The sequence below is a fragment of the Bacillus sp. LM 4-2 genome, from assembly GCF_000978495.1.
GTDB lineage: Bacteria > Bacillota > Bacilli > Bacillales > Bacillaceae > Bacillus > Bacillus subtilis.
In genome coordinates this window covers 1,181,436-1,198,517 of the sequence record NZ_CP011101.1, presented here as the reverse complement: position 1 = coordinate 1,198,517, position 17,082 = coordinate 1,181,436, and the positions used below count along the sequence as shown (strand labels likewise).

Here is a 17,082-nt window from a genome sequence, read left to right as displayed (position 1 = left end):
CTTGAGGTCTTTTATTTTCAGACGTAGCCTTATTTAAAATATGCGTTTCTGAAATAAACCTCACCAGTACCTGGCATGATAACACCTTTTAGGTTTTCATCCTGTACCCAAGTATCAGTATAGAAATAGATTGGGGCAACCGGCATTTCATCAATGAAAATACCTTCTGCTTTTTTCAGCAGCTCTGCACGTTTTGTTTTATCTGTTTCAGTTTGTGACTGATTCAGAAGCTTTTTGAATTCTGGATTTTCCCAGCCTTTATCGTTATTTCCTCCGTTTTTGTCACGGAACAATTCAAGGAAGTTGATAGGATCATTGAAGTCGCCGAGCCAGCCCATACGGCCGATTTGATAATCTTGGCTGTGGAGCTTATCAATATAGACATTCCACTCTGAGTTATCAAGCTCAACATCAACGCCTAAATTTTTCTTCCACATTTCTTGTACTGCTTGAGCGATTTTCGCGTGTGCGTCATCAGTGTTGTAAGACAATTTGATTTTTGGCAAATCAGATGCCTTGCTTAAGCCCATTTCTTTTAGGCCTTTATCAAGGTATTCTTTTGCTGTTTTGACATCATTGTCTTTGAAGTATCCTTCTTTGTTATCCTCAAATCCCTTCATTGTAGGCGGCACTGCAGCCATTGCCGGGATTTGCTCTCCTTGCGTAACGTTTTTAACAATCGACTGACGGTCAAGCGAATATGTTAAAGCTTTACGGATATTTACGTTGTCTAATGGCTTAGCTTCAGTGTTGAATTTGTACCAATACACACCTGCAATCGGCTCAACATGTAAAGAACCGTCTTTTTTCAGGGTCGGCAGGGATTCTGTCGGAAGCTGTCCGAGCGGCATACCGGCCCAATCAAGTTCGCCAGCTTGGAATTTTTTCAGTTCCGTATTGTTATTGTTGATCATAACCATATCGATTTTCTTCAGTTTGACTTTGTCTTTATCCCAATACTGGTCATTTTTTTCGAGAGTAATAGAGCCGCTGTGTTTCCATGCCGTCATTTTGAACGGCCCGTTTGATACATAATCATCTCCGGCATTTGTATTCCACTTTTTATTTTTCTCTGCAATTTTCTTATTGATCGGCATATACGTATAGAACGCAGTTAATTCAGTGAAATATGGAGTCGGGTTATTTAATTCAACCTTCAGCGTTTTGTCATTCACAGCTTTTACTGCCACATCATCTAGGCTGCCTTTGCCGGTATTCGCCGCTTCAGCACCTTTTATGTAGTAGAGCTGGTAAGCGTATTGTGATTCGTTATTAGGGTCAAGCGCCCATTTCCAAGCATATTCAAAATCTTGTGCAGTTACAGGGTCTCCATTAGACCATTTCACACCATCACGAATGGTAAATGTATATGTCTTTCCGTCCTTGCTCGTTTCAATTTTAGAAGCCATGCCTTCTTCAGGCTCACCATCTGCATTGATACGTGTCAATCCTTCAAAAGTCTGACGGATAACACCGCCTGATACTGAATCATTTGCCAATCCCGGATGTAAGGAGAACGGCTCAGTTTTAATATTAATGTTAAGTGTCGTCTTTCCTTTACTGTCCTTTTTCCCTTCACCGTTTGATCCGCTGCCGCCAAAGCCGCACGCGCTCAGCACGAGAGTGAAAATGAGCATCAACGTGACAATCGACCAACGTTTTTTCATATTCGCAAACCCCCTAATAATAATTTTCAGCTCCTTACGGCTAAATCCTCAGAAATATCAGACAAATGAACCTGAGTTTCCGCAACTTTTATTCTGTTCCGTCTTTTCTGATTATTTTTGTAAAAAAGCTGTAACAATAGAGTGAACAAGTTCATTATAATGAAACAAATAATTTATTGCAATATTATTTTATCAATTTAAAATATTTAAACTTCGTTAGTTTTTCTTCCATGAACATAATATCCTTCTACCATTTAAAGCATAAATTGATTAAAAACTTTTTCATGTGTTTTCTGCCCATATTGCTTTTTACATATAATATCTGCCTGTTTTTACGCTGATAGCAGTTATCATTTAAGGATTTTACAGCACTCGTGTTATTTATATTATTACAATTTTACTGGAAAAAAGAATGTTTTTTCATGATGACAATTGGTTATAATTGATTTATAATGAAGCAATCAAAAGAAAAGCTTGCTATGAAAAAGAGTAGTACACGTTTCACCTGTTTGAAGAGAGTCTGCGGTGCTGGGAGCAGATAACGGGCAATGTGGAATGGACTTTGGAGCAGCTGACCGAACTGGAAAAAAGTAGGCTCAGCCGGAGCAGTCTCCGTTACAAACGTCAGAGTGATTCCATTTTAATGGAATAATCAGGGTGGTACCACGGTTCATTCGTCCCTTTTTTACAGGGGAAGAATGAGCCTTTTTTATTATGTTTTAAGAAATGAGGTTGATGTTTTCATGAAACAAACGATTTTTTCAGGTATTCAGCCAAGCGGCTCAGTGACGCTCGGCAACTATATCGGTGCAATGAAGCAGTTTGTCGAACTGCAGCATGATTATAACAGCTATTTTTGCATCGTCGATCAGCATGCGATAACTGTTCCTCAAGACCGGCTTGAGCTTAGAAAGAATATTCGCAATCTCGCGGCGCTTTACTTAGCTGTCGGACTTGATCCAGAAAAAGCAACATTGTTTATTCAGTCAGAGGTCCCCGCGCATGCGCAGGCCGGATGGATGATGCAGTGTGTCGCCTATATCGGCGAGCTTGAGCGGATGACTCAATTTAAGGACAAATCCAAAGGCAATGAAGCTGTCGTCTCCGGCCTGTTAACATATCCGCCGCTGATGGCCGCTGATATTCTGCTGTACGGAACGGATCTTGTACCTGTCGGCGAGGATCAAAAGCAGCACCTTGAGCTGACGCGGAATCTTGCAGAACGCTTCAACAAAAAATACAACGACATCTTTACGATTCCGGAAGTGAAAATTCCAAAAGTCGGTGCACGTATCATGTCTCTGAATGATCCGCTGAAGAAAATGAGCAAATCTGATCCGAATCAGAAAGCTTATATTACATTGCTGGATGAGCCGAAGCAGCTTGAAAAGAAAATCAAAAGCGCTGTAACGGATTCTGAAGGCATTGTGAAATTTGATAAGGAAAACAAACCGGGCGTTTCAAACCTTCTTACAATTTATTCAATCCTCGGCAATACGACAATTGAAGAGCTTGAAGCAAAGTACGAAGGAAAAGGCTACGGCGAGTTTAAAGGTGATTTGGCAGAAGTCGTGGTGAACGCATTAAAACCGATCCAGGACCGCTATTATGAGCTCATAGAATCTGAAGAATTAGACCGGATTCTTGATGAAGGCGCGGAACGAGCGAACCGGACAGCAAACAAAATGCTGAAAAAAATGGAGAATGCCATGGGTCTTGGAAGAAAAAGACGCTAATCAAAAAACCGCTCTTTGCAAAGAGCGGTTTTTTTTAGTTGACCTTTGATTCGTTTTCCATTTCCCATAGCTTTTCGAAAAAAGGCTGTCCTTTTATTAGGTTTTCGCAAAAAGCTAGGTGCTTGTCCGACCAGCCTTCAATTGTTTCGTTATACAGCATGTCCCAAATCTCTTCAAAGCTCATCCTTTTGATTTGTTCATACATATGCGGATTCCACTCTGTGTACCAGTAGCCGATTTCCGCCCGGTTTTTCAGCCCTTTTAATTGGTCAAGCGCCATAAACATCAGCTGCTTGATTTGCCGTTCTTTTCTCGTCAGTCCTCTGACATGTTCTGGTGCTAATGATAAGATGTGATATTCCTTGGAGGATTCCAGCTTCTTTGGCTCAAATTCATATGTTTCAGGCTCTACATCTTTTACCATTTCATAAACGAGCTGCTCCTGTCTTGGGATTAGACGGCTTTTTCTGATAGGGATCGTGTAGCCGATCGTGTCGACAGCTAAAATGCCGATTCCGTCTGTTACGACAAAACAATACTCAAGCTTTGTCCGCTCATGATTTTTCCGAATGTACGATTTCTGATGTACGTCTTCAAGCAAACCTTTCGGAAGCTCTGACAAATCGTTTTCTATGTAATGAAACAGTACTGACGGCACCCTTAACAGCGGCACCTGATCCAAAAGCTCAACCGTATCTTCTTTGCGCCATTCGTGAAAGTGGCATACATTGTAGCCATTTTCTTCCCCTTCAAACCAATTGACCCACACATCATGAAGAAATAACATCTCTAACCCCTCACTTTTATAAAAACTGTTGTCCACAGTATAGGCAAGGGATAGAGAAATTATTCCAAAGAGATTGAGGAAATCTGGAATCACTGGTTTTATGTAAGAATCACAAAAAGCAGATCTCTTTGTATATTTTCTAACAAAAGGAGACCTGCTTTTTTTCTGATTTGGTGATATTTTATCACAGATATTATATTCATTTTTATTTAATATTTTTCGGGTCAAGCGCATCCCGCAGGCCATCACCGACAAAGTTGAAGCATAAAACGGTCATTAAAATAAATAGCCCGGGAAATAACGGGTACCACCATGCTTGAATCATTACTGTGAAATTCTGTGCGTCTTGAAGCATGTTCCCCCAGCTAGCGATTGGCGGCTGGATTCCAAAGCCCAAGTAGCTTAGCGCCGATTCAGCTAGAATAACAGACCCAACTTTCAGCGTAGCTGACACGATAATCGGCCCTAACGCATTGGGCAGGATATGAGAAAAAATAATTTTGTGCGTTTTTGTTCCAATTGTTTTAGCAGCAAGAACATATTCCCTTGAACGGAGCGACAAGAATTCTCCCCTTACTAATCGTGCTGTTGTGGTCCATCCTGTGAGACAGAAAATTAAAATCAGTTTGTCCACACCCGGCTTGAAGATGGTGACCAGCGTGATCAACAAGAAAATATCAGGAATGGATAACACAATGTCAACTACACGCATAATGACAGCATCCACTATTCCTCTGAAATATCCGGCTAATGCTCCTAAAACCGTTCCGATCAAAATCGAACCGACTACGGACGCAAATCCAACCAATAAAGAGACACGCGCTCCATATAGGATCCGGCTGAAAATATCACGTCCAAATTTATCCGTTCCCATCAGATGTTCAAGGCCCGGCGCCTTATATTTATCAAGCAGGCTTTGCTGCTCTTGGGGATAAGGTGCAATTAAAGGGGCGAAAACAGCAGACATAATAATGATAAAAAGAATAACGGCACCTAAAATGGCCAGTTTGTTTTTCGAGAATTTTTCCCAGAAAATCTTTGTCATTGTTTCTGGCTTTTTCGAAATATTTTCTTTCAGCCTGATCTCCGGCGAGGGAGTTGTTTGCAGCTCTGACATCTCTGTTTCCCTCCTTTTAATATTCGATCCGCGGATCAACAATCGCGTAAAGGATGTCTGCAATGAGGTTTCCGACAACGACAAGAACCGCCGAGATCACAGTCATTGCCATGATAACCGGATAATCGCGCTGGAATGCTGAATCGACAAACAGCTTTCCTAATCCCGGCCAAGTGAAAATTTGTTCGACAACGACAGATCCGCCGATAAATGAAGGAATCATCAAACCGAAAATTGTAATGACGGGTAATAATGCATTCCTCAATCCATGTTTAAATAGCACTCTGTTCTCTTTAAATCCTTTTGCTCTCGCTGTGCGAATATAATCTTGATTTAATACATCAAGCATATTGGATCTCGTGTATCTCGTCAGTCCGGCCATGTCAGCTGTAGCTAGAACGAATGCAGGCAGAATTAAATGATGAATCCGGTCAAATATATTGAATTCGGTATTCAGTGTCTCGACACCCCCAGTTGGAAACCAGCCGAGATTTACCGATAACACCATAATCAAAATTAATCCAAACCAAAAGTTTGGAATAGCCAGGCCTATAAACGAGGTAAATGTAATGCCATAGTCGATTTTTGAATACGGCCGCTTTGCCGACAGGACACCGAACGGAATAGAAATCATAAGAGCCAAAATCGTTGAAACCAGCATCAGCAGGAGCGTATTGGGTAGTCTTGCCATAATCAATTCTGAAACAGGCGTTCCTTTTCTGACAATAGACGTTCCGAAATCACCCTGCACCATGTTGCCTAGCCACTTTAAATATTGAACGTACTGAGGATCATTCAGACCGTATTTTTCAATAAACTGCTCTCTGTCAGCCTGGCTGATTTTCGGGTCCATCATTAATGTCATCGGATCTCCGGGCGCGGCTTTCATGATAACAAATGATAAAATCGTAATTCCCAATAAAATCGGGATAGACATTAAGGTTCTTCTGATAATATATGCAGCCATATACTTGTCCCCCTTTACTTTCCTTATTAAAAACAGAAGAGGGAGAAAACGCTCTCCCTCCCCTTTAAGGGAAATTTATTTTGCAAGCCACCATTTTTCAATATTATACAAATCACGTTTCGGATGATATTTGTATCCTTCAAGATTTTCCGGCATTGCCATATGGTTGTTAGGATAATACAAGAACGTATACGGCTGATCTTCCGCAATTTTTTGATAGATTTGCTCATATTCTTTTGAATACTGCTTTCTGTCACTGATTGATTTTGCATCTTTCATGAGTTTATCCGCTTCGGCATTTTTATACCAAACGTAGTTCAAACCCTTTTTAATCTGGCTTGAATGGAAAATATCATATTGATCCGGGAATGTGGATAAACTCCATCCCATGACCATTGCATCAAAATCCCAATTCGGAGGATTCATTTGTTCAACGAGAGCGCTCCATTCAACGATCTGGGTTTTCACTTCAATGCCGATTTTTTTCAGCTGTTCCTGAACGACGACAGCGATGTCTTCACGGACTTTGTTTCCTTGGTTCGTTTTAAGGGTAAACGAGAATTTCTTTCCGTCTTTATCCAGAATGCCGTCACCGTTCGTATCTTTCCAGCCGGCTTCTGCAAGCATCTGTTTCGCTTTTTTCTCGTTGTACTCAAATTTCGGAACATCTATATCTTTAGGATAGTTCCAAGATAAAGGGCTTTCCGGAATGTAAGCTACCTCGCCGTCTCCATCTAATACTTGGCTGACGATTGACTCGCGGTCAAGAGCGGTTGTCAGCGCTTGACGAACCTTTTTATCCTTGAATAATTCATTTTTTTCATTCCACCCGATGTACACATAACTTAATGCCAAATCAGTAACGATTTTTAGGTTGTTGAATTTTTCAGCCGTTTTGTAGTCAGTGGCGGGCACATTAAAGAAATTAATATCGCCTGCCTGCAGCTGAGCAACGGCAGCATTTGCGTCAGGAATGACTTTATACGTCACAGTATCTAAATACGGTCTTCCTTCAAAGTAATCATCATTCGCTTCGAGCTTAATATATTGGCCCTGCTTCCATTCCTTAAACTTAAATGGTCCTGAACCGATTGGTTTCTTTCTGTTAAACTCATTTTCTTCTAAATCAGCAATCGGAACATTACCGAGAATATGTTTCGGCAGAATAGCTGTGCTGTCTAACGCATTGTTGTAGAAATTACCGTCTTTATATTTCAGCTTAAACAAGACTTCGTAATCGCCTTTTTTTTCTACGGATTTCAGCATTTCATATGTTGAACCGCGTTCTCCCTTGTAATCTTTGCTTAAAGGGACACTGTACGTAAATACGACGTCGTCTGCAGTCAGTTCTTTTCCGTCATGAAACTTAACGCCTTTTTTAATTTTCACATCATATGCAAGGCCGCCGTCTAATTCTTTAATGCTTTCAGCGAGTGACAATTTCACATTTAGTTTTTCATCCGTTTTCGTTAAAAAGCTGTACAGCATATTTTCAATATCCGTACTTGCGTCATCGGTAGAATACAGAGAGTTAAAAAGTGTGGGTTCTCCGATTGAACCAACAACCAAATCCCCGCCTTGCTGCGGTTTGCCTGCTGATTTTTTCGCGCTGCTGTTGCTTGATTTTGATCCCGAGCAGGCTGATAAAAAGATGGCCAGAACCATCAATACACTTAGCATCATCAGTGCGGTTTTCCGTCTTTTCATTAGATATTCCCCCTCTTGAAATGTTCGTTCTTCTCAGCTGTTGTTTATGTAGTGTGCATACCCCCTCTCAAAGCTGTGCGGGCAACATTAGCTATAAAGGTGACAAGCCACAAAGTGGCTGGGAGCAGCTTCTTTAAATTCTGGTATTTGTTCCTTGCATATCGGTTTTGCAACAGGACATCTTGTGTGGAATACGCAGCCTTTTGGCGGGTTGGCCGGACTAGGCAGTTCTCCCTTCAGGACAATGCGTTCACGTTTGACAGAACCTCTTTTTCTTGTAACCGGAACGGAGGATAAAAGCGCTTGGGTATATGGGTGAAGCGGGTTGTCATAAAGCTCATGCTTGCCGGTCAGTTCCATCATTTTGCCAAGATACATTACTCCGACTCTGTCGCTGATATGGCGGACGACACTCAGATCATGAGAGATAAATAGATACGTAAGATTAAATTCTTCCTGTAATTCCTCCATCAAGTTAATCACTTGGGCCTGAATGGATACATCAAGTGCGGAAACCGGCTCATCTGCAATGATCAGCTCTGGATTCAAAGTGAGTGCTCTGGCAATGCCGATCCGCTGACGCTGGCCGCCTGAAAACTCATGGGGATAACGGCCGGCAAACGACGGGTGAAGCCCTACTCTTGCAAGCAGCTCTTCAACTTTTTCGTTTCGTTCACGCATGGTATACATGTTGTGCGTATTAAACGGCTCCTTTATGATGGAACGCAGGGTCTTTCTCGGGTTTAACGAAGCAAATGGATCTTGGAAAACCATTTGAATATTTTTGCGGACACTCTTCCGCAGCTTCTCCTCTGACAGATTGGAAATATCCTGCCCTTTAAAAAGAATTTGGCCCTCTGTCGGTTTGTACAGTCTGATCATCGTTCTGCCGGCAGTCGATTTTCCGCAGCCCGACTCTCCAACGATTCCGAGTGTTTCTCCTTTTTTTAACGAAAATGAAACACCATCCACCGCTTTTACATCACCGACTTTTCTTTGAAAAAGGCCTGACCGGATCGGAAAGTATTTTTTTACGTCACGAAGCTCTAAGATTGTTTCTTGATTAGCTGCTGTCATGATTGTTCGGCACCCTCTTCCTCATATAAAAAGCATCTCACCGTTCTTCCGCTTTTGTGTGTCAAAAGCGAAGGCTGATTTGTCCAGCACTTATCCATAGCTTTCGGGCACCTTGGGGCAAAACGGCACCCCGGCGGCAGATTATCCGGTGTAGGCACACTGCCTTTAATCGCATTTAATTTATCAATCTCTCCATCTATAACAGGAATTGACGTAAGCAGGCCTTCTGTATACGGATGAAGCGGTTCTAAAAATAAGTCATCAACAGTGGCGTTTTCTACGACTTGTCCGCAGTACATGACAATCACTCTATCGGCAGCTTCAGACACGACACCTAAGTCGTGTGTGATGAGAAGAATCGATGTATTGAACTTCTGACAGAGATCTTTCATGAGCTCCAGCACCTGGGCTTGTATTGTCACGTCCAGCGCTGTCGTTGGTTCATCAGCAATGAGCAGTTTAGGATTACAGCTCAGTGCGATGGCAATCATCACCCTCTGTCTCATACCGCCGGACAGCCGATGCGGGTACTCCTTCATAATTTGCTCCGCCCGGGAGAAACCGACCATCTGCAAGAGTTCAACAGCTCGTTGACGGGCTTCTTTTTTCTTCATGTTTTTATGGTAAATCAGCACTTCGGTAATTTGTTCTCCGATTGTTAACACCGGATTAAGGGAGGTCATTGGTTCCTGAAAGATCATGGATACTTCGTTACCGCGGATTTTGCAATAATCGTTTTCAGTGAATGAGGTGAGGTCTTTGTCTTCGAGTTTAATAGAACCGTCCATGATTTTTCCGCCTGAGCTTTGGACGAGGCCCATAATTGATAAAGAAGTAATGCTTTTTCCGGAGCCCGATTCACCTACAAGCGCGACGGTTTCGCCTTTGCTGATGTGAAAATCGACTCCGTCAACCGCAGGGATCGGCTCCTTTTTCCTGAAAAAATAAGTCTTTAAATTATTCACTTCTAAAAGTGTGCTCATGCTAGCTCCCCTTTCCCCCCTCTTGTTGTCAAACGTTTTCAAGAGAAAGCAATCCCTTTATTCAGAAATAATAAATAATATTGAATTATCGAAAAATTTTATAGTTGTATATTATTACAATCATTTTGCAAAATCAAGAATTTTTTAGGATAAATGTAATATTATTAATGAAATTCCATTATTTTATCCTTTTAAAGCATTGCATCCAAAAAGGTCTCAGCAGGAATGGACAGCCCGTCTGCGGTGCTTGCCTTGCTGGCGGTTAAATATTTTTTTACAATATTGAATCCAACTGCGTATCCAAGCATTTTTGGCTGATATCCTTTGCCGAATAACAGCTGGGGAAATAATCGATTATCCCGTTTGATATCCCGATGGGGCGCAATCTTTTTTTCATATAAAGCCTGAAGCTGTTCCGGTGTATACCAAGTCGTCCATTCAGCCGTTTGACTTCGGCCGAACCTCTCATAAACAGCATATTCCGCCAGCCCTTCCATGATGATTGTATCAAGTAATGTGACATCCTTTTCCTCTTTTGTCAGATGACCTAACCGGCAAACGTGATGATACTCATGCGTCATAAGGGCAGATACCGACCCAAAATCTAAATCTGACGAAAGAAAAAGGAACATTTTGTCTTGAAAGGCGAGTCCTGATTTTGATCCGAATTCTAAACGGATTCTCCTGTTTCGTTCATCAACCGGCAGCGTAACAATTGGTACATCAGGACCTTGCCATTTGTTTTTGAGGTACTGTTCTTCCTTTTGGATATGTCCGTAAAAACCTTTTTCCTTCAGCTTGGAAACCGTCTGAATACCCTCTTTTATGTTTTTAAACATCCCATGATGCTGAAGATGCCCCAGAATGCCCTTCCAGTTCTTTTTCTCCGCACCTGAAAAAAGCGGGATAATGTAATGCGCCAAATCATCTATTGAACCGGCCTTCCTGAGCCAGCTATATGTTTGTTCTACACTCATGTGATCGCCTCCTCTTTTAATCCTATGCACACAAAAAAAACCGGCTACCCTTTAAGGGCAGCCGGTTTGGCTTGATTATGATTGATATTTTTTAAAGATTAATGTTGCGTTGTGTCCGCCGAATCCTAATGAGTTGCTGAGAACATAATTAAGTTCCTGTCTGCGGGCTTCATCAGGCACATAATCCAAATCACATTCTTCGTCAGGTGTTTGAATATTGATTGTCGGCGGAATCACGCCTTCTTTAATGGCCAGGATAGAGAAAATGGCTTCAATACCGCCGGCTGCTCCTAAGAGGTGGCCTGTCATCGATTTTGTAGAGCTTACCGCAAGTTTATGCGCATGCTCGCCAAAAACGGTCTTAATCGCCATTGTTTCGTATTTGTCGTTGTAATACGTGCTTGTCCCGTGAGCATTGATGTAATCAATTTCTTCAGGTGCAATGCCTGCATCTTTAATGGCTTCTTGCATCGCTCTCGCTCCGCCTTCACCGTCTTGGGCCGGCGCTGTGATATGATAAGCGTCTCCGGTTGAGCCGTAGCCGACAATTTCTCCGTAAATTTTAGCGCCGCGGGCTAGGGCATGCTCAAGTTCTTCAAGAACGATAATCCCTGCACCTTCCCCCATGACAAAGCCATCACGGTTTTTATCAAACGGGCGGCTCGCTGTTTTCGGATCTGGATTAGTAGACAGCGCTTTGTTGGCACTAAAGCCGGCGAATGACATTCTTGTCAGCGGCGCTTCTGTTCCGCCTGTGACCATCACGTCTGCATCACCGCGCTGAATAACCTTAAACGCGTCACCGATGGAGTTCGTTCCTGTAGCACATGCTGTAACCGTACAAGAGTTCACCCCTTTTGCTCCTAATGCAATAGAAATCTGGCCTGTCGCCATGTCAGGAATCATCATTGGCACGAAAAACGGGCTTACCCGTCTTGGGCCTTTTGTTAAGAAGATTTCAAATTGAGACTCTAGTGTTTCAAGTCCTCCGATACCGGAGCCTACCCAAACACCGACTCTCGGCGCGATCTCATCGGTAATGTTAAGATCTGCATCTTCAACCGCCATTTTCGCAGCCACAACCGCATATTGTGTAAAGCGGTCCATTTTTCTGGCTTCTTTTTTATCCATATAATCTTCAACATTAAAATCTTTTAATTCAGCGGCAACTTTTGCCGGATATTCTTCAGCGTCAACACGAGTGATCGGACCGATTCCGGACACACCGTTGATTGCGTTATTCCAACTTGTATCGACGTCGTTGCCAAGTGGAGATAATGCTCCAAGTCCTGTAACAACTACTCTTTTTTTAGTCATCTTGTGTGCACCTCACCTTTTTTTATCGGCCCCAGCGGATTGCAATGGCGCCCCATGTTAGTCCTCCGCCGAACCCTACCATAACGACCACATCGCCGTCTTTGATTTTACCGGCTTCCAATTCTTCTACAAGAGAGATCGGAATGGATGCGGCAGAAGTATTTCCATATTTATGAACAGTTTTAGACATCTTTTCGACAGGAAGCTCTAAACGCTCGCGAGCAGCTTCCATGATACGGATGTTCGCCTGATGCGGAATCAAAAAGTCGACATCCTCTTTTGAAAGTCCGGCTTTTTCAATGACATTTACGCATGATTCTCCCATTTGGCGGACTGCAAATTTGAAAACTTCTCGTCCATTCATGATTGTATGTCGTTTTTCATTCAGATACAAGTGCTGACCGCCTGTGCCGTCGGCTCCTAGTTCAAATGAAAGGATTCCTCTGTCATCACTGACTGGCCCGACTACCGCAGCGCCTGCTCCGTCTCCAAACAGAACGGCTGTATTGCGGTCTTCCCAGTCGGTGATGCTTGAGAGCTTCTCTACACCGACAACTAGAACATGCTTGTAGGTTCCGGATTCAATAAATTGTTTACCGGTTACAACCCCGTACATGAAGCCCGCACAAGCCGCGCTGATATCCATAGCACACGCTTTCTTCGCGCCGAGTTGTTCTTGAATCATACAAGAGACCGTAGGAAATGACTGATCAGGTGTAACAGTTGCAACCAAGATCATATCCAGATCCTCAGCAGCCACTTCAGCTTGTTCCAGCGCATTTTTCGCTGCTGCAACAGCCATATGTGATGAAAACACATCATCTGCTGCGATTCTTCTTTCTTCTATTCCTGTTCTTGTACGAATCCACTCGTCAGAAGTTTCAACCATTTTTTCAAGATCATGATTTGTTAAAACCTTCTCAGGAATGTAACGTCCAACACCAAGTATTCCAGCTTTCATTAGGGAAGACTCCTTTATATCTTAAATTTAGAAGATCAATCAGGTTGTGATCAATTATTAGTATCAGGTACTAATTCTATCCTATTTTTTTTCACATGGCAATATATTCGTCTAAACTATCAGTTCATCTTACTCATAGAGTATGGTATATGGAAAGGAGGCGTATGCAGTTGGATGTGTTTTCAAGAATGATGTTCGGCGATGCAGCAAAACCAACAGAAGAGAAGGAGGAGGAACAGCAAGAGGAAGTTTCTCAGGTTTCTCAGACAAACGACGAAGAGACGATTAATTACATGCATATTGTGGACCAAATCGGTTCAATTATGAACTCTCTTGATCAAATCAAGCCCGCTTTAAAGGAGCTTGCGCCTATGCTCTCCGCTATTAAAAAGAAAATCATGTGAAAAGCCACTTTCAAAAAAGTGGCTTCTTCTTATTCTGTTTCAGATTTAGCGTCAGACTTGCCAAGCTCATAAGCTTCCGCCATTACCGTTGTAAATAGATTCATAAACGGCTGGATGGCCTCCATTGAGAGCTCAATGCCTGATTTCTCAAACTGTTCTTTCGCTTCAGGGAAATATTTCATGGCAATTTGCAAGAATTCAAGTGATTTTTCGTGCTGCATGTGACGTCACTCCATTACTCGTTTTTTGGCAGCTCGCCTGTTTTGTTGTATGTTTTGATCAGCTTGGCGATTCTTTGCTGAAAGTCTTGATCGACGAGCGGGCTGAATGTTCCCATCTCAACGACTCCCGTGTTCAGGTCGTAGTAATGATCGCCGCCCTCAAGGGTGCCTTTATTAAATTGTTCAGCAATGATTTCATAGGCCTTGTCCACATTTTGCACCGTGCTGGTTAATACGGTATTCTCGCCCAGATCCGATTGATCTGTGACGTAACCAATGGCATAAAGACCGTCTTTTTTGATTTGCTGAATAACAGGAACATTATACCCGTCTCCGGCGGGATACACAACATCCGCGCCTTCGTTCTTCATTTTCTGATAAAGCTTTACTGCTGTTGTATCATCATCCCAATGATCCGTATATTTCGTATTTACCTCTATATCCGGATTTTCATACTTGGCCCCTTTGATAAAACCGTCCACCTCAGGCTGCCACGTAAAGGAAGCAATTACACCGACCTGATTCGTTTTCGACATATGGGCAGCAGTCATTCCTCCAAAAAAGCCCATTGCTTCCCCGCTAAAATGGACACTCGTTACATTATCAGCTTTCGCTTTCGCATTGGAAATGACGAATTCCATATCTGGATAATCTTCGCCGACCAAGTTAAACACCTCAGCATATTCACTCCCATGGCCGTAGAGCAGATTGACGCCCCTCTTATGAAAATCCTCAATCGCATTTATGATATCTTCTTCTGTTTTAACGCCTTCTTTATAATAGACGTCCACATTGTATTTGGATTGTATATTCAGTAATCCTTTATACCCTTTTGTGCCCCATACGAGGTCATTAATCGTATCAGGAAAGAGCATGCCGACCTTCTCAATTTTTCCTTTGAACGGAGTTTGTCCACATCCACTCAATAAAAGGAGGACAGAAAAGATCATGACAAGCCTTGTGATCAAGTCATGTTCAACTCCTTTTGACAAGCTATAACATGTATTATTTTTATACGTTTATTGTATCTAGAAAACTCGAAACATGGAAGGTTTTTCTTAATATTTGTCGAAAATTGATGAAAATTGTCTTTTCCACTCGATAATTTTTGTTTTTGCTTCTTCTTTTGAGGTTTTCTCTGTGACTTGCAATTCAAAAAGCTGATCTTTGCTATGACGGCTTGGTTCTAACAGGAATCTCAGCAACTCGTCAGCCACGTCGTTTGTGTAATAGCCGTCTTCCTCTGTTTCTTCTTTCCATGGCCCATACATTTTCGGCAGGATCACGGTTTTTTCCGAGCCTGTTTTTTCACGTTTTTCCCATTCTTTTCGGTCTTCTTCATATACTAAAATATAAGGAGAATCACATTGGTCTAAAGGCAAAAAACTTCCGAACTGGATACAAATTGTATCATAATTTTGGTCTCCAATGTGTTCAAGCTGGCGAAAGAGTTCATTTCTCCCAAGCCACATGAGTCTTTCTTCTAAGTACATTTGTCTCATTTTATCTTCTGTTTCCGCCAGAACAACGTCAACATGTATGCCTTCATCCATCATTCGTTCACATAATGAAAGGCCGAAAAATTCGTCCGCACCTACAATCAGCGTTGATTCCATTGCATCTGCCGCCCTTCCGGTTTTTCATTTCCCAAAACAAAACAGCCTCCGCAAAAGAGAAGGCTGTTGTCATTATATTCTCTATAATTCTTTTTCATGACTGTGAAAGAATTTGCAAATTGATGCATAAATTCTGCTTGGATGCTCAAATAAATGAAATGTCATGTCGACCGGTGAGCCTTGCTTTTGCTGTTTTTCCTTGAAAACTTCCGCATGTACGCTGTAGGGATATGGAGCTCCGGTCATACGCTGCCATATATGAACCGGTACGCCGCTCGGGTAGCTTTGAATTGTTTTATAACGAAGCGCTTCCGCTTCTTTTTCAGAAATTCCGTAGCTTTTCGAAACTTCTTTCAAAAATTGCTTATAGAAAAATTTATTTTCTTTTTCCGATTCATAATGTGCCTGAAGATCGAGACAAGGATTCAACATTGCGGCTGAGCGGATATGATCCGGGGAAAAACGAAGCAGTTCATCGGCCACGAGAGCACCCATGCCTTCTGCTAAAATATGAATCTTCGGATTGAGGATTTCCTGCTTCAGCACAGAATGTATCAGCTGTTTGGCATAGGTGACTGCTTTTTCCGCCCCCCAATGCCTTCCGAACAGATTGCTGTTAAAAAGAGTGTATCCTTCATTCCTCAACATGCTCAGAAGCTGATTTCTGCCATAATGCTGCTGCCAAAAGCTTGAATCATGTCCGACAAAGTGGGTTCTGTCCCCCAAGATAAAGATGCCGAAGCCGTTCGGGCGATAGGGCAGATGAATGACATTATGCTCCGTTCCCAGTTGAAAGTATCTTTCCGTTATTCCCATCGCTTGCCCGCCTCCTTTCACACTTCATCTCACGCTATCTTATGTAAATAGAAAAGAAACGAATAAGGTAAAGTCCTAGCCTTTTACATTTTTGGCTATTATACTGATTGACGTTTTATATTTTACCATTAAAGTGTGACGAATCAGACTCTTTTGTCACCTCACTTTCTGCTAAAATTGGATTCCCCCTTCGCTTTTTGTATGGTATGATAACTTTTAGAATAGAATGAGAAGGACGAGGTGGAAACGTGCGATATATTATTGCCTTTATTTGGACGTTCCTTTTATCACATATGGCATGCTACTTGGTTGCAAGCATGAACAGCGTTACGTATAATTTCAAAACATCATCTGTCATTGCTGTTGTACTGTATGTCTTAATCATGGTTTTAGCAGAAATCATGCCTATGAACAAAAATGCAAGCCAGCATTAAAAAGCCAAAAACCCAAAACATTTATTGTTTTGGGTTTTTTAGTGGTCACGGCTTTCTTTTGTAGGTCCACAGCCGGTTGTGGTTTGATGTTTCGGGGAACATTTCCCCTGCTGACAGATGGACCTTTTGAGGGTTTTTAACCATGCTCCCTGTCTCGCCGATTTCTACGTAGACACCGTTATTAGGCGCTTTCTGTCCGGGCCGGAATTGGTGCTGCTGTCCCACTGTTTTTCCTCCTTTTCCTTTTTGCTGTAGTATGCGCCTAAGCGGCTGTGAATATGTTGCCATCAAAAAA

At 42.2% G+C, this 17,082-nt stretch carries 18 protein-coding genes and 1 other annotated feature; of the genes, 3 read left to right on the top strand and 15 right to left on the bottom strand.

The annotated features are described in order from the left end of the window. Positions 1-29 precede the first annotated feature (29 nt). Entirely contained in the window at positions 30-1,667 is a 1,638-nt protein-coding gene (gene oppA / locus bslm_RS06035) for an oligopeptide ABC transporter substrate-binding protein OppA (RefSeq protein WP_046380933.1), read from the bottom strand. A gap of 470 nt (positions 1,668-2,137) precedes the next feature. Then, positions 2,138-2,352 (top strand) — a binding site (T-box leader). A 58-nt stretch (positions 2,353-2,410) separates the two neighbouring features. Between oppA and trpS the strand changes: the two genes are divergently transcribed. After that, on the top strand, positions 2,411-3,403 hold the full coding sequence (trpS, locus tag bslm_RS06030) for a tryptophan--tRNA ligase (RefSeq protein ID WP_003245134.1): 993 nt from the start codon (positions 2,411-2,413) through the stop codon (positions 3,401-3,403). A gap of 34 nt (positions 3,404-3,437) precedes the next feature. Here the strand turns inward: trpS and bslm_RS06025 are convergent, their stop codons facing one another. The 9 genes from bslm_RS06025 to fabH form a co-directional block, all read right to left on the bottom strand. Beyond that, positions 3,438-4,190 (bottom strand): YjbA family protein, encoded by a 753-nt coding sequence (locus bslm_RS06025; RefSeq protein WP_046380932.1) that lies wholly within the window; start codon positions 4,188-4,190, stop codon positions 3,438-3,440. A gap of 205 nt (positions 4,191-4,395) precedes the next feature. Further along, positions 4,396-5,307, bottom strand: coding sequence for an oligopeptide ABC transporter permease AppC (gene appC / locus bslm_RS06020; protein WP_003232961.1), 912 nt, complete (start codon positions 5,305-5,307; stop codon positions 4,396-4,398). Positions 5,308-5,323: 16 nt separating this feature from the next. Next, a complete protein-coding gene (gene appB, locus bslm_RS06015) occupies positions 5,324-6,274 on the bottom strand; it encodes an oligopeptide ABC transporter permease AppB (RefSeq protein WP_003245828.1) in 951 nt (316 codons plus the stop codon). Positions 6,275-6,349: 75 nt separating this feature from the next. Beyond that, complete coding sequence (locus bslm_RS06010) at positions 6,350-7,981, bottom strand: peptide-binding protein (RefSeq protein WP_003245082.1); 1,632 nt, start codon at positions 7,979-7,981, stop codon at positions 6,350-6,352. Between the two features lie 87 nt (positions 7,982-8,068). Next, entirely contained in the window at positions 8,069-9,058 is a 990-nt protein-coding gene (gene appF, locus bslm_RS06005; RefSeq protein ID WP_003232964.1) for an oligopeptide ABC transporter ATP-binding protein AppF, read from the bottom strand. Continuing rightward, the gene (gene appD, locus bslm_RS06000; protein ID WP_003232965.1) at positions 9,055-10,041 is read right to left on the bottom strand and encodes an oligopeptide ABC transporter ATP-binding protein AppD; all 987 of its coding nucleotides are present in this window, start codon (positions 10,039-10,041) and stop codon (positions 9,055-9,057) included. Before appD ends, appF begins: the two co-directional genes overlap by 4 nt. Positions 10,042-10,232: 191 nt before the next feature. Then, positions 10,233-11,018 carry a DUF2268 domain-containing putative Zn-dependent protease gene (locus bslm_RS05995; protein ID WP_003232967.1) on the bottom strand — a complete coding sequence of 262 codons (786 nt, stop codon included), beginning with the start codon at positions 11,016-11,018 and terminating at the stop codon, positions 10,233-10,235. A gap of 75 nt (positions 11,019-11,093) precedes the next feature. Then, positions 11,094-12,335 (bottom strand): beta-ketoacyl-ACP synthase II, encoded by a 1,242-nt coding sequence (gene fabF, locus bslm_RS05990; protein WP_003244890.1) that lies wholly within the window; start codon positions 12,333-12,335, stop codon positions 11,094-11,096. Between the two features lie 22 nt (positions 12,336-12,357). Next, the gene (gene fabH, locus bslm_RS05985) at positions 12,358-13,296 is read right to left on the bottom strand and encodes a beta-ketoacyl-ACP synthase III (RefSeq protein WP_003232971.1); all 939 of its coding nucleotides are present in this window, start codon (positions 13,294-13,296) and stop codon (positions 12,358-12,360) included. Positions 13,297-13,460: 164 nt separating this feature from the next. Here fabH and yjzB point away from each other — a divergent pair, with 164 nt between their 5' ends. After that, positions 13,461-13,700, top strand: a complete 240-nt coding sequence (yjzB, locus tag bslm_RS05980; RefSeq protein WP_082098075.1) for a spore coat protein YjzB — start codon at positions 13,461-13,463, stop codon at positions 13,698-13,700. Positions 13,701-13,729: 29 nt separating this feature from the next. On the opposite strand, the gene comZ is transcribed toward yjzB, so the two are convergent. From comZ to bslm_RS05960, 4 genes are all read right to left on the bottom strand, one after another. Beyond that, positions 13,730-13,921 carry a ComG operon transcriptional repressor ComZ gene (gene comZ / locus bslm_RS05975; protein ID WP_046380930.1) on the bottom strand — a complete coding sequence of 64 codons (192 nt, stop codon included), beginning with the start codon at positions 13,919-13,921 and terminating at the stop codon, positions 13,730-13,732. 14 nt (positions 13,922-13,935) lie between these two features. Next, the gene (gene med / locus bslm_RS05970; RefSeq protein ID WP_003245494.1) at positions 13,936-14,889 is read right to left on the bottom strand and encodes a transcriptional regulator Med; all 954 of its coding nucleotides are present in this window, start codon (positions 14,887-14,889) and stop codon (positions 13,936-13,938) included. A gap of 90 nt (positions 14,890-14,979) precedes the next feature. After that, positions 14,980-15,537: a hypothetical protein gene (locus bslm_RS05965; RefSeq protein WP_014479435.1), complete on the bottom strand. Its 558-nt coding sequence runs from the start codon at positions 15,535-15,537 to the stop codon at positions 14,980-14,982. A gap of 81 nt (positions 15,538-15,618) precedes the next feature. Then, on the bottom strand, positions 15,619-16,353 hold the full coding sequence (locus bslm_RS05960; protein ID WP_014479433.1) for a hypothetical protein: 735 nt from the start codon (positions 16,351-16,353) through the stop codon (positions 15,619-15,621). A gap of 248 nt (positions 16,354-16,601) precedes the next feature. Here bslm_RS05960 and bslm_RS05955 point away from each other — a divergent pair, with 248 nt between their 5' ends. After that, entirely contained in the window at positions 16,602-16,787 is a 186-nt protein-coding gene (locus bslm_RS05955; RefSeq protein WP_003245236.1) for a YjzD family protein, read from the top strand. Positions 16,788-16,832: 45 nt separating this feature from the next. Here the strand turns inward: bslm_RS05955 and bslm_RS05950 are convergent, their stop codons facing one another. Beyond that, positions 16,833-17,012 (bottom strand): YjzC family protein, encoded by a 180-nt coding sequence (locus bslm_RS05950; protein WP_003245356.1) that lies wholly within the window; start codon positions 17,010-17,012, stop codon positions 16,833-16,835. Positions 17,013-17,082: the final 70 nt, after the last annotated feature.

Coding starts and splice junctions, on each gene's coding strand:
- fabH (WP_003232971.1), bottom strand. CDS start 13,296: ATGAAAGCTGGAATACTTGGTGTTGGACGTTACATTCCTGAGAAGGTT.
- bslm_RS06010 (WP_003245082.1), bottom strand. CDS start 7,981: ATGAAAAGACGGAAAACCGCACTGATGATGCTAAGTGTATTGATGGTT.
- bslm_RS06025 (WP_046380932.1), bottom strand. CDS start 4,190: ATGTTATTTCTTCATGATGTGTGGGTCAATTGGTTTGAAGGGGAAGAA.
- bslm_RS05960 (WP_014479433.1), bottom strand. CDS start 16,353: ATGGGAATAACGGAAAGATACTTTCAACTGGGAACGGAGCATAATGTC.
- appB (WP_003245828.1), bottom strand. CDS start 6,274: ATGGCTGCATATATTATCAGAAGAACCTTAATGTCTATCCCGATTTTA.
- oppA (WP_046380933.1), bottom strand. CDS start 1,667: ATGAAAAAACGTTGGTCGATTGTCACGTTGATGCTCATTTTCACTCTC.
- trpS (WP_003245134.1), top strand. CDS start 2,411: ATGAAACAAACGATTTTTTCAGGTATTCAGCCAAGCGGCTCAGTGACG.
- appF (WP_003232964.1), bottom strand. CDS start 9,058: ATGACAGCAGCTAATCAAGAAACAATCTTAGAGCTTCGTGACGTAAAA.
- bslm_RS05995 (WP_003232967.1), bottom strand. CDS start 11,018: ATGAGTGTAGAACAAACATATAGCTGGCTCAGGAAGGCCGGTTCAATA.
- bslm_RS05965 (WP_014479435.1), bottom strand. CDS start 15,537: ATGGAATCAACGCTGATTGTAGGTGCGGACGAATTTTTCGGCCTTTCA.
- appD (WP_003232965.1), bottom strand. CDS start 10,041: ATGAGCACACTTTTAGAAGTGAATAATTTAAAGACTTATTTTTTCAGG.
- yjzB (WP_082098075.1), top strand. CDS start 13,461: ATGCAGTTGGATGTGTTTTCAAGAATGATGTTCGGCGATGCAGCAAAA.
- comZ (WP_046380930.1), bottom strand. CDS start 13,921: ATGCAGCACGAAAAATCACTTGAATTCTTGCAAATTGCCATGAAATAT.
- appC (WP_003232961.1), bottom strand. CDS start 5,307: ATGTCAGAGCTGCAAACAACTCCCTCGCCGGAGATCAGGCTGAAAGAA.
- fabF (WP_003244890.1), bottom strand. CDS start 12,335: ATGACTAAAAAAAGAGTAGTTGTTACAGGACTTGGAGCATTATCTCCA.